This is a genomic window from Gottfriedia sp. NPDC057991 (genome assembly GCF_042886615.1).
Taxonomy (GTDB): domain Bacteria; phylum Bacillota; class Bacilli; order Bacillales; family Bacillaceae_G; genus Gottfriedia.
This window is the reverse complement of sequence record NZ_JBHVQN010000012.1, coordinates 40,198-51,625: the sequence shown is the minus strand read 5'-3', so window position 1 is coordinate 51,625 and position 11,428 is coordinate 40,198. Positions and strand designations below refer to the sequence as shown.

The following is an 11,428-nucleotide window of genomic DNA, read 5'->3' as shown; positions in this document are numbered from 1 at the left end:
CAAACTCTCCATAAAAGTTAAGTTTAAATCTTGTATTGCTCAAAAAACTAATAATTGACGTTTACTTCATGTTTTGTTTAGTTTTCAAAGTTCATAATGGAGCGGGTGATGGGAATCGAACCCACGACCGAAGCTTGGAAGGCTTCTATTTTACCATTAAACTACACCCGCGAAATGGTCGGGAAGACAGGATTTGAACCTGCGACCCCCTGGTCCCAAACCAGGTGCTCTACCAAGCTGAGCCACTTCCCGTAATATGGCGCGCCCGAAAGGACTCGAACCCATAACCTTTTGATCCGTAGTCAAACGCTCTATCCAATTGAGCTACGGGCGCATATTGCAAAGTGTGTCGTCTTCGTTAGCGACTTTTACAGTTTATAACATCCAACTGTTTATGTCAACACTTTTTTAAAAGTTTTTTTAAACTTTAAAAGCTTACTACGATAAGCTCTCGTTGACTTCGTTAACTTGTCTGACGTGACTTAAACTATATTAAAGTATTGGACAATCAATGTCAACACTTTTTAAACAAAAAAATCACGATTAGTTTTACTTTTTATCTACACACTCAATTTTAATTGAACTAATCAATCTTTCTCGACATTTTTTAGTTATGAATGAAGCTTTAGTCAGTCCATATTTATCATTTTTGACATAAAACTACTCAGCATAATTTGAATTACTATAGTACTATTTAAAGACAAATCCTTATAGAAGTAATTATTCTTTCCTATTACTATACACGTCAAGTTCATTGTTTCCGACTTTTTAATAACGTATTGTGAAATTGGATTGGAGTAAATCATACTATTCCTTTATTTTAGAATGAACATGAAGTGTATTCGTATACTTTATACTATATAAATAAAAAATAAAGGTATTAAAATTAATAAGGTAATCTAACTAATAGAAAGTGTGAAAAAATGGATATTAATTTTCTTACAATCCTCCTTATCGTCAATATACTTCTAGCAGGAGTACTCGTATTTATCGAAAAAAGAGATGTTGCCGCTACATGGGCTTGGCTAATGATTTTGCTTTTTATCCCTATAGTAGGGTTTCTACTATATTTATTTTTAGGCAGACAGTTAAAACAAAAGAACTTCTATCATCTATCTAATAAAGAGAGAAGTTATCTCCAATTGGCGGTTACCGAGCAAGCTAATAAAATTCATAATGATCAAAGCTTTCGTCAAGATGAGCTACTATCAAAACATTCACATTTAATTATGATGAATTTAAAGTCGGCTAACGCTTTATTAACGACAGATAATGAGATTCAAACGTTTCGAGATGGACACGAAAAATTTAATTCTCTATTCAAAGACATACAACTTGCCCAAAAAGAGATTAATATTCAGTACTATATCATCCAGCGTGATTCGTTAGGAAAAAAACTTAGAGATGAACTTTCAAAAAAAGCAGAAGAAGGTGTAAAAGTACGAGTCCTGTATGATGACATAGGTTCTAAAAGAATTACTCCTTCTTTTTTCAAAGAACTTGTTAAACATGGTGGAGAGGTAAAAGCTTTCTTCCCTTCATTCTTAAGACTCATCAATTTCCGATTAAATAATAGGAATCACAGAAAACTGTGTATTATTGATGGAAGAATTGCTTATATTGGAGGGTTCAATATTGGAAATGAATATCTTGGTATTGATCAGAAATTTGGATATTGGAGAGACACTCATTTTCGTATAAAGGGAGAATCAGTAAACCAAATTCAAGGTAGATTTATTTTAGATTGGCAACAAGCTACTAATCAGCCTATACATAATATAGAAGAATTCTCATTTAATAATGAAAAAAATATCGGAAGCACCCCTATCCAAATAGTTGCAAGTGGACCAAATTCAGAAACAGAGCACTTAAAAAACATGTACGTTAAGTTAATTATGTCTGCCAAGAAAAGTGTTTATATCCAAACACCGTATTTTATCCCAGATGCAAGCATTATGGACGCGTGCAAAATCGCAATTTTATCCGGTATCGATGTAAGGATAATGATTCCAAGTAAACCTGATCATCCATTCGTGTATTGGGCATCTCTATCGTACGCTGGAGAACTTTTATCGTATGGCGCAAAAATATTACTTTACGAGAATGGTTTTTTACATGCTAAAACAATCGTTGTTGATCATGAAGTAGCTTCGGTAGGAACTACTAATATTGATACACGTAGTTTTAAATTAAATTTTGAAATAAACGCGATTACCTATTCAAAAGAAAAAGCTTCTGAGCTACAAAATCTTTTTTTACTTGATAGTAATCATAGTAGTGAGCTTACTATTGAAAAATATCAAGAGCGATCAGTCATAATCAAGTTAAAAGAAGCGATCTCGCGCCTCTTATCTCCAATATTGTAAATAAAAAAACATTACTTTTAACTGTAATGTTTTTTTATTTTATCTTTATAATTTCAAAATGAAAGGTGATAGGAGCTTTTCTGTAGAATAATGGTTATTGTTAACAGATTATTAAAAAATTAAAGAAGGTGAAATATGAATATTATTAAGAAGATATTTGTAGTTTTTTTAACTCTTTTATTTCTATCGATAAGTTTCTTTACAACTCCTACCTCTACTTATGCAGCAAATACAATTTATACTGTAACTGCAAGTAAACTAAATGTCCGTAGTGGACCTAGTACATCATATAAGTTGATCGGTGCTGTTAAAAAAGGCCAATTTTTAACGGTTATTAATAAACAATCCAATGGATGGTATAAAATTAAATTTAAAAAAACAACAGCATATATAAGTGGAAAATATGTAACGGCGGAGTTCACTAACGTTAAATCATTAGATAAAAGTATTATTGTTGATTTGAAATATAACACAACTAATAACTTTACTGGCAAACGTATTTATAATTTTAGTCAAGCAATACTTAGAACAAGCACAGCAAAAAAATTAGCTAAAGCAAACGCACTACTTAAAGAACAAGGATATACAATTAAAGTATGGGATGCTTATCGTCCTTTATCTGCACAACAAACACTTTGGAACGCATATCCTAATTCGAATTATGTGGCTAAACCTAATCCCAAAAATATCCGTGGACACCAACTTGGCGCAACGTTAGATATTACTTTATGTACATTAGATGGAAAAGAGATACAAATGCAATCTAAATTCGATGATTTTTCTTCACGTGCATCGCGAAGTTATAAACGGAGCAGTGCACAAGAAAAGAATTATCAATTTATGGATCAAGCAATGAGACAAGCAGGTTTTGTAGGCTATTCTAAAGAATGGTGGCATTACTCGGATAATAATCAAAACTTTAAAGCTATCCAGGTAAATCCTGCTAACTATTAGTGTATTACCCACTTTTGAAAATATCAAAAGTGGGTTTTTTATTTACAAATATAGACTAATAAAAATAAAAACCCTACAGATCAGTAGAGTTAAAAAAAGAGATTTCAAAATTACACCCTATTGATTCTCTTCTAAGAATGCCAAACAATACAAAAAAGGCATCCTACAATTGTACGATACCTTGATAAGTCATATTAAGATGCGGCCGAGAGGACTTGAACCTCCACGGAGAAACCTCCACTAGGCCCTCAACCTAGCGCGTCTGCCATTCCGCCACGACCGCGTATAAACAAAAGTGAGCCATGAAGGATTCGAACCTTCGACCCTCTGATTAAAAGTCAGATGCTCTACCTACTGAGCTAATGGCTCGTAATAACAAAGTTTATAAAATATAGCCTGTTTCTAAAACACGTTCTTGCCCTAGAGAGCAATTACACTTTCATAATATAAAGATATTACAATTATAACTAAAAACCATATATTTTTAAACCAACTTACTGTTTACACGATCGCGTCTAAGATAATAGCAAATCCCCTTACCTTAAACATACTTATAAAAAACTAAAATGGCTGGGCTACCTGGATTCGAACCAGGGCATGACGGAATCAAAATCCGTTGCCTTACCGCTTGGCTATAGCCCAATGAATAAGCTGCATGGTCCACTTCTGCGAATTTGCTGCATGAAGTTCCACCGCAGGATTTTTTTTATGTTGTATTGTTTCAACCTCTCGAATCAACCTCTCAAGATAAAAAACAATCCGACATTTCACTACACTTCTTATAGTAGAATGCGAATTAACATCATGAACCTACACCGCAGGATTTTTTTTATGTTGTATTGCCTCTACCTCTTGAATCAGCCTCTCAAGATAAAAAACAATCCGACAATTTCGAAATTCATCTTTACCTAAAGTACGAATTTGCTACATGAAGTTCCACCGCAGGATTTTTATAAGTTGTATTGCCCTATCCTTTGAATCTACCATTCAAAATAGAAACAATCAAACTCCAAATATCCACTCTTACTATTTTTCTCCAAATAAAGAAAAAAATACTACAATTTGTAGTAATTAATGGCGGTCCCGACCGGGATCGAACCGGCGATCTCCTGCGTGACAGGCAGGCATGTTAACCGCTACACCACGGGACCATATGAAGTTAATGGTGGAGGATGACGGGCTCGAACCGCCGACCCCCTGCTTGTAAGGCAGGTGCTCTCCCAGCTGAGCTAATCCTCCAGGATAAAATGGTGACCCGTACGGGACTCGAACCCGTGTTACCGCCGTGAAAGGGCGGTGTCTTAACCGCTTGACCAACGGGCCGTATATATGGCAGAGAAGAAGGGATTCGAACCCTCGCACCGCGTAAACGATCTACACCCTTAGCAGGGGCGCCCCTTGAGCCACTTGGGTACTTCTCTAAAATAATGGCTCCGCAGGTAGGATTCGAACCTACGACCACTCGGTTAACAGCCGAGTGCTCTACCACTGAGCTACTGCGGAAAAATACTAATCTTTTCATCAAGTTTTGTAACGTGATGACAAATATTAATATAAACTAAATGCATATTAGATGTCAACACTATTTATAATAGTTTTAATGGACTTTTGCATAATCCACATACATAGCGGCTTATGTCCACTTTCCTTTTTCTTAAGAAAGCATGCCCACACCCTGAACATCTATATTTATACTTATAGGAATGCGTTCTTCTTTTTATTGAATTTAGTGGTTTGCAATACCTAGGAGCTCCTACCTTTTTTAATAGTTCTTTAAAATCTCTATCCTCGTGCTTATATCCTTTCTTCATAATATGAAGATGATAATGACACAGCTCGTGTAGTATGATTCCCCTAAGCTCTTCAATTCCATGTTCTTCTAAATAAAATTTATTTAATTCGATATTACTTGTTTTTAATAAATACCTACCACCAGTTGTCCTTAATCTAGTATTGAAAGATGCTTGGTGGCGAAATGGTCGCTCGAAATAAGTGATTGATAGTTCTTCAACCAGTTTTTGTATCTCCTCATTATCCATTTATGAATCGCCATCCTTTTTTCTACTTTATTATAACAGAACAACTCACAAATTCTTGGGTATGCGCATACATTAAACTTACAAATGAGAATTTCAAAAGATCTTATTAGTACGATTTATGCTAAATGGGCTGCTCTTAGTAAATCTCTCTACAACGGCGTAATTTTTCCTATCCAAAATGAACAATACAGTTATCCTTTTTATACAACGTATCGGAAGGTTACCCCTCACTCATTTATTTCATCGCCCATCCTCAAAAAAAGATGGGCGAAGATTTTTAAGTTGGAGGTTTTCATCATGGTAATGCCTAGTTGGCTTAAATCACAAATTCAAAAAGCATTTTATGAAAAAAACCGTTATCAAATTAAATTATTAAATCAATGTTGGTTTTATTATCAAAAAATTAAGCTTTGACGATTTCTTTCGATTCAATTGGTAGCATAGATAAACCTACTCTTTGTTTCTTTTGGTCTACTTCAGCAATCCATACCTTTACTACTTGACCAACCGATACAACATCAAGAGGATGCTTAATAAATTTGCTACTCATTCTAGAAATATGAACAAGGCCATCGTTCTTTAGCCCAATATCAACAAACGCACCAAAGTCGACTACATTTCTTACTGTTCCTTCAAGTTCCATTCCTATTTTTAGGTCATCAATTTGAAGAACATCCTGGCGAAGGATTGGTGCTGCTAATTCATCTCGTAGATCTCTTTCAGGTTGCATTAATGATGCTAAAATATCCTTTAGCGTAATTTCACCAATATCTAGTTGCTCTGATACTTCTTTTAAATTAATCGTCTTTAACTTTTCTTTCAATTCATTTGAACCAATTTGACTCGTAGAGAATTTTAATTGCTTTAATAATTTTTTTACTTGTACGTAGCTCTCCGGGTGAATACTTGTACGGTCTAAAGGCTCATCTCCTTCAAGTACACGTAAAAATCCAATACATTGCTCAAATGTTTTAGAGCCTAATCTCGGTATTGTTTTAAGCTCTTTTCGGTTTGTAATTTTCCCTTTTTCGTCACGGTAATTAACAATATTTTTCGCTACTGTTTTGGACAAGCCCGATACGTATTGAAGTAGTGAAACTGATGCTGTATTTACATTTACACCAACTTGGTTAACAGATGTTTCAACGACAAATGATAATGATTCATTTAAGCTCTTTTGAGATACATCGTGTTGATACAATCCTACCCCAACAGATTTAGGATCAATTTTTACTAGTTCTGCTAACGGATCTTGTAGTCGTCTTGCAATTGATACTGCGCTTCGTTCCTCAACTTGGAAATTTGGGAACTCTTCCCTTGCTAACTCAGATGCTGAATAAACACTTGCGCCAGCTTCATTTACGATTACATAGTAAGTATTATTTTTCATTTCTTTTAAAATTCCAGATATAAACAGCTCTGTTTCTCTAGAAGCTGTACCATTTCCAATTGCGATCATTTCTATTTTATATTTGATAAGAATATCTTTAATTTTTGCAACTGCTTGTTCTCTTTTATTTCTTTGAACCTCTTCCCTTTCACCTCTGAAAGGATGTGGGTAAATCACATCTATTTTTAGGACTTTCCCCGTCTCATCTACTACTGCTAATTTACAACCTGTACGGAATGCAGGATCTACTCCTAGCACGATTTTCCCTTTTAACGGTGGTTGCAGTAATAATGAACGCAAGTTTTCTGAGAAAATATTAATCGCGTGTGAATCAGCTTTTTCGGATAATTCTTTACGAATCTCTCTTTCAATTGAAGGCTGAATCAGTCTTTTATATGCGTCCTCAACGACTTCCATTAGGATTGGTCGTACAAAAGTGTCCTTTGTAATAACCCTTTTTTCTAAATATAAAATAATCTCATCAAAAGGAGATTGAATTGCTACCTTTAAAATTTCTTCTTTTTCTGCACGATTCATTGCTAATATTCTATGTGGAACAATCTTTGAAATTGGTTCAGAGTATTCGTAATACATTTCGTATACTTTTTTCTCGTCCTTTTCGGAGTTTTTTACAGTACTGTCAATCGTTCCCTTTTTGAAGGTAACTTCACGAATCCACTTTCGATAAGTAGCATCATCTGCAATCCATTCCGCAATAATATCTTTTCCACCTTGGATCACTTCATCAACTGTATTAACTTCCAGTTCAACATTTATGTATTTTAACGCTTCATCCGCAAGTGAACCTTCATTTGGCATTGAAAATAACCATTCTGCAAAAGGTTCTAACCCTTTATCTTTTGCAACGGTAGCGCGAGTTCTTCTTTTTTCTTTATATGGTCGGTATAAGTCTTCAACTTCTTGTAGTTTTGTAGCTAATGTAATACTTTTACGTAAGTCATCAGTCAGTTTCCCTTTTTCCTCAATTAAACGGATTACTTCATCTTTTCTCGTTTGAAGATTCACAGCATACTCATATTTTTCTAAAATGGAATGAATTTGCACCTCATCAAGAGAACCCGTTTTTTCTTTTCGATACCTGGCAATAAAGGGAATCGTATTTCCTTCTTCCTTCAATTCAATTACGGTAGCTACTTGTTTTGAAGTAATCGATAAATCAGATGCAATTTTATTAATCAATTGTTGTGACAAAAATAACGCCTCCAATTTTTGGGAATTTTATAAGACCTAAAATAACCCTTTCAAGACGAAAGGGTTACAAAACATTTATTATAATCTATGTAGGTAAAGCTGCTATAAAAGCAACTTTAAAAATCAACAAGTCCTAAACTGATTTGCAACGCTTCGTCAACCTGATCCATCATCTCATCATCAAGATGTGTTATCTTATCGGTTAATCGTTGTTTGTCAATCGTTCGAATTTGTTCTAGTAGTATAACCGAATCACGTTCAAATCCATATTTTTTAGCATCGATTTCAACATGTGTTGGAAGCTTTGCTTTTTGGATTTGTGCTGTAATCGCAGCGACTATAACGGTAGGACTAAAACGATTACCGATATCATTTTGTATTATGAGAACCGGACGAACTCCACCTTGTTCTGAGCCAACTACAGGGGAAAGGTCTGCAAAATATACGTCGCCACGTTTTACTATCAAGTGATTACCCCCCGCTAACTAAGCGCTCCACTTTAGAATCCGCTTCAGACTCAGCATAGAATGACTCAGAAGATATTAATAAGTTGATTTTAGCCATTTCCATGTATCCACGTCGCATTTGTTCGCGACTTTGGCGTCTTTTACGATCTTTTAAAAACATCTTAGTCGCTTGATAAATATACTCATTTCGATTACCGTTTTCTTGCTTTACTAATCCATCTAGTTCGCTTACTACGTGTTTTGGTAAACGTACTGTTATTTCTGTTGTCGCATTTAGTTCGGACAAGTTTCAGCACCTCCAGAATCAACTATTACCCATATATCTCCCTATACTACATCATACCATTATTTTCAGTGATTGGAAAGACACATATCTTCGCTTATCTTAACCAAAATACAGTGTTTCATACTTTAATACATCAAATTACAATTAATCTGATACTAGATAATTACTTATGGACTTAATATTTCCATTCTTTTTATATACTCTTGGTACCCTATGATTTATAAGGCAAGTTACTTCATAATTGATTGTATTCATATGTTTAGCGACTTCCTCAGCCGTTACAGCTCCATCCTTACTTTCTCCTATTAAAGTCACTTTTGTACCAACAGGATAATGTTTAGAAAGTTTGATCATACACTGATCCATACAAACTCTACCAACGATTTCTGCCCTTTCACCTTCAACCAACACAGAAAATCCTTGCATATCTCTAAGCCAGCCATCTGCATACCCAACTGGTAACGTCGCAATCCACTCTGAATCAGAAGTGAAATATGTTGCACCATAACTTACACCACTATTTGCTGGTAATTGCTTAATATGTGAGATTTTCGTATAAAGCGATAATGCTGGCTTTAATGTAAATGGTAGCATTGGTTTTATTTCTAAAGATGGAGTTAAACCATACATGATAATACCAACACGTACAGTATTAAATAAGTTAGTTTCTAAAGCGGCCGCTGCACTATTTGCACAATGAATTAGCTCAGGAGAGAATCCACTGCCTTTAACCCATTCTATACATTCATAAAATTTGTCTACTTGTTCATTAAAATAGGATCTATTTAGCTCATCAGCAGTAGCAAAATGTGTAAACAAACCTTCCAGTATAATTGATGGATTTTTCCGTAAGATCGATGCAGCTTGCTCCCATTCAGATTTTGTTTTCAGGCCTAATCTACCCATCCCAGTATCAAATTTAATATGAATCATTGTACGATCTGTGCTTTTTAGATTTTTAGAAATACCTTCTAACCAATCAACATTATATGCTGTTAAAGTTAATTTATTCTTTATTGCAACGTTAATATCCTCAGGTCTAGTTGCTCCTAACACTAAAATCGGCGCCTCTATTCCTGCGTTACGCAGAAAAATCCCTTCATCAATAAAAGCAACTAATAATCTTGTTGCGCCAGACTTTAATGCTTGTTTCGCTACTTCAACATAACCATGTCCATATGCATTCGCTTTTAAAGCTACATATATTTCTTGATGATTAGGGTAAAGCGATACAATATTTTTGATGTTTTCTTCAATAGCATCTAAATCTACTTCTACCCATGTGTCGCGATAAAATGATGTTTCTGTCATGATCTACACTTCCTTATCGATTTACCCATTACTCTTTTTTTATATGTGTAAAATTATTTGCTTATTTTACTATAAATGTCAACCAATATACTACTCAATTATAGTTTATTTAAAATTTAAAAAGGCGTGATAAAGCATCATCACGCCCTTTTAAGTTTGAAAAAAAATATTATTTTGTGCCTGTATCTCCGACTGATTGGGCAACTTGAATTAACTCACCTTGAGTTAAGTTTTTAGAAACAATCGTAAAATCTGTTCCACCGTATGACCATGTGATCATCTTATCTGATAATGCTCCTACTGTTTTACCTAAATCGACTGGTTCACCAGTGATTTCCATCGTTGTTCCAGACTCTGAAATACGTGCTTTTTGCTCTATTAAAGTAAACGATTTTTTATCGCCTTTATATGAAAGTATAACCTGAACACCATTTTCTGTTTTTACTTCTTGTTGATCATCTAACACTACACCCTTCATTAAATAATTAGGGTAAAGTGTAACTAATAAATCAGGATCATTGTTTGGATTTGTAGAAGTAGGTACACTTAAACGAGCGCTTGTCATATTTTTCTTCACATCAAAAGCATCATTATCAAATTTCGCATTGTATTGTACTTTATCGAATTTAACATCCAACACAACATTTTTATCTGTATCTAATAGTTTTACTGATTCAGGTGTCAGTCCCTTTTTATTAAAAGTAATTTCTTGTGTTGGGAGCAATTGTCTATTTGTGTAATTTGTTTTTGTTTCAAATACATATCCTTGCTTAGTTGTTTTAAACGTTGCATTCTTATCTTGTACTAAGTCATTAACCAATGATTCCGGTAAATATGGCTGACTGCTGTTTGATGGCCAATCACTTTGGAAGCGATAGCTTTTATTTAATGCTGGTGTTAAAACAAACACACCCTCTTTGTTTCTTAAAATAATTTGGTTTTGATCACTCTTAGCATTTTTTAGTTGTACACGGTAGTAAGAAGGCTTTTTATGCCAAATAACTACTTCATACTTTTGAGGATCATTACCGTTATTAATTGTTAATGTTGCATCGGCCTTATAGCCATTCATTTTTTCCATCTGATTGCTAAGAGAACCTACAACATCATCTTTCGATTTCTTGCCACATGCAGCCAATGATAGTACTAACATGATTGTCAAAAGCATCGCTACAAGCTTTTTCTTCATCTCCCCAGCTCCTTTATTCCTCTTAAATTGTAAAAAAGAGAATTTTATGCAAAGGCTTATGAATAAATGTGCGCGAGTAGCTTAGAAGTAAAATCTAGATTTATTCATGCACGTTGCAACCTTGCTTCTTATATCCTCATGAAACTATATGAGGTCAAGCTCTAAAATATGCAGACTAGCATGACAAGCTAATTTAAAAAATTTAAAGAAAACT

9 protein-coding genes and 11 tRNA genes are annotated in these 11,428 nt (G+C 34.4%); 3 read left to right on the top strand and 17 right to left on the bottom strand.

Annotated elements, in window-relative coordinates:
* Positions 1–97: 97 nt before the first annotated feature.
* The 3 genes from ACFVR2_RS24620 to ACFVR2_RS24610 all read right to left on the bottom strand — a co-directional run bounded on the left by ACFVR2_RS24620 (position 98) and on the right by ACFVR2_RS24610 (position 334).
* Positions 98–171, bottom strand: a tRNA-Gly gene (locus ACFVR2_RS24620).
* Between the two features lie 4 nt (positions 172–175).
* A tRNA-Pro gene (locus ACFVR2_RS24615) sits at positions 176–252 on the bottom strand.
* Positions 253–257: 5 nt separating this feature from the next.
* Positions 258–334: transfer RNA gene (locus ACFVR2_RS24610), tRNA-Arg, on the bottom strand.
* Between the two features lie 589 nt (positions 335–923).
* Between ACFVR2_RS24610 and cls the strand changes: the two genes are divergently transcribed.
* Both cls and ACFVR2_RS24600 read left to right on the top strand, forming a co-directional pair.
* Positions 924–2,366 (top strand): cardiolipin synthase, encoded by a 1,443-nt coding sequence (gene cls / locus ACFVR2_RS24605; protein WP_387368037.1) that lies wholly within the window; start codon positions 924–926, stop codon positions 2,364–2,366.
* Between the two features lie 135 nt (positions 2,367–2,501).
* Positions 2,502–3,320: a M15 family metallopeptidase gene (locus ACFVR2_RS24600; protein ID WP_387368034.1), complete on the top strand. Its 819-nt coding sequence runs from the start codon at positions 2,502–2,504 to the stop codon at positions 3,318–3,320.
* A 200-nt stretch (positions 3,321–3,520) separates the two neighbouring features.
* On the opposite strand, the gene ACFVR2_RS24595 is transcribed toward ACFVR2_RS24600, so the two are convergent.
* The 9 genes from ACFVR2_RS24595 to ACFVR2_RS24555 all read right to left on the bottom strand — a co-directional run bounded on the left by ACFVR2_RS24595 (position 3,521) and on the right by ACFVR2_RS24555 (position 5,359).
* Positions 3,521–3,603, bottom strand: a tRNA-Leu gene (locus ACFVR2_RS24595).
* Positions 3,604–3,616: 13 nt separating this feature from the next.
* Positions 3,617–3,689: transfer RNA gene (locus ACFVR2_RS24590), tRNA-Lys, on the bottom strand.
* A 198-nt stretch (positions 3,690–3,887) separates the two neighbouring features.
* Positions 3,888–3,962: transfer RNA gene (locus ACFVR2_RS24585), tRNA-Gln, on the bottom strand.
* Between the two features lie 433 nt (positions 3,963–4,395).
* Positions 4,396–4,471, bottom strand: a tRNA-Asp gene (locus ACFVR2_RS24580).
* A gap of 12 nt (positions 4,472–4,483) precedes the next feature.
* Positions 4,484–4,559: transfer RNA gene (locus ACFVR2_RS24575), tRNA-Val, on the bottom strand.
* A 9-nt stretch (positions 4,560–4,568) separates the two neighbouring features.
* Positions 4,569–4,643 (bottom strand) — tRNA-Glu (locus tag ACFVR2_RS24570).
* Positions 4,644–4,650: 7 nt separating this feature from the next.
* Positions 4,651–4,741: transfer RNA gene (locus ACFVR2_RS24565), tRNA-Ser, on the bottom strand.
* A 7-nt stretch (positions 4,742–4,748) separates the two neighbouring features.
* Positions 4,749–4,823, bottom strand: a tRNA-Asn gene (locus ACFVR2_RS24560).
* Between the two features lie 83 nt (positions 4,824–4,906).
* Positions 4,907–5,359: a SprT family protein gene (locus ACFVR2_RS24555; protein ID WP_387368031.1), complete on the bottom strand. Its 453-nt coding sequence runs from the start codon at positions 5,357–5,359 to the stop codon at positions 4,907–4,909.
* Positions 5,360–5,662: 303 nt separating this feature from the next.
* Between ACFVR2_RS24555 and cmpA the strand changes: the two genes are divergently transcribed.
* Positions 5,663–5,773 (top strand): cortex morphogenetic protein CmpA, encoded by a 111-nt coding sequence (gene cmpA, locus ACFVR2_RS24550; protein ID WP_088014579.1) that lies wholly within the window; start codon positions 5,663–5,665, stop codon positions 5,771–5,773.
* On the opposite strand, the gene ACFVR2_RS24545 is transcribed toward cmpA, so the two are convergent.
* The 5 genes from ACFVR2_RS24545 to ACFVR2_RS24525 all read right to left on the bottom strand — a co-directional run bounded on the left by ACFVR2_RS24545 (position 5,763) and on the right by ACFVR2_RS24525 (position 11,214).
* Positions 5,763–7,961 (bottom strand): Tex family protein, encoded by a 2,199-nt coding sequence (locus ACFVR2_RS24545; protein ID WP_387368029.1) that lies wholly within the window; start codon positions 7,959–7,961, stop codon positions 5,763–5,765. The two genes, cmpA and ACFVR2_RS24545, sit on opposite strands and share 11 nt — an antisense overlap.
* A 116-nt stretch (positions 7,962–8,077) precedes the next feature.
* Complete coding sequence (gene ndoA, locus ACFVR2_RS24540) at positions 8,078–8,428, bottom strand: type II toxin-antitoxin system endoribonuclease NdoA (protein WP_056476047.1); 351 nt, start codon at positions 8,426–8,428, stop codon at positions 8,078–8,080.
* Between the two features lie 4 nt (positions 8,429–8,432).
* Positions 8,433–8,714, bottom strand: coding sequence for a CopG family ribbon-helix-helix protein (locus ACFVR2_RS24535; protein WP_069033898.1), 282 nt, complete (start codon positions 8,712–8,714; stop codon positions 8,433–8,435).
* Between the two features lie 144 nt (positions 8,715–8,858).
* The gene (alr, locus tag ACFVR2_RS24530; RefSeq protein ID WP_387368026.1) at positions 8,859–10,025 is read right to left on the bottom strand and encodes an alanine racemase; all 1,167 of its coding nucleotides are present in this window, start codon (positions 10,023–10,025) and stop codon (positions 8,859–8,861) included.
* A gap of 169 nt (positions 10,026–10,194) precedes the next feature.
* A complete protein-coding gene (locus ACFVR2_RS24525) occupies positions 10,195–11,214 on the bottom strand; it encodes a LolA family protein (RefSeq protein WP_387368023.1) in 1,020 nt (339 codons plus the stop codon).
* Between the last annotated feature and the right edge of the window lie 214 nt (positions 11,215–11,428).

Bases quoted from the DNA above. Each gene is read 5' to 3' on its own strand.
- cls (WP_387368037.1), top strand. From the start codon at position 924: ATGGATATTAATTTTCTTACAATCCTCCTTATCGTCAATATACTTCTA.
- ACFVR2_RS24600 (WP_387368034.1), top strand. From the start codon at position 2,502: ATGAATATTATTAAGAAGATATTTGTAGTTTTTTTAACTCTTTTATTT.
- ACFVR2_RS24555 (WP_387368031.1), bottom strand. From the start codon at position 5,359: ATGGATAATGAGGAGATACAAAAACTGGTTGAAGAACTATCAATCACT.
- cmpA (WP_088014579.1), top strand. From the start codon at position 5,663: ATGCCTAGTTGGCTTAAATCACAAATTCAAAAAGCATTTTATGAAAAA.
- alr (WP_387368026.1), bottom strand. From the start codon at position 10,025: ATGACAGAAACATCATTTTATCGCGACACATGGGTAGAAGTAGATTTA.
- ACFVR2_RS24525 (WP_387368023.1), bottom strand. From the start codon at position 11,214: ATGAAGAAAAAGCTTGTAGCGATGCTTTTGACAATCATGTTAGTACTA.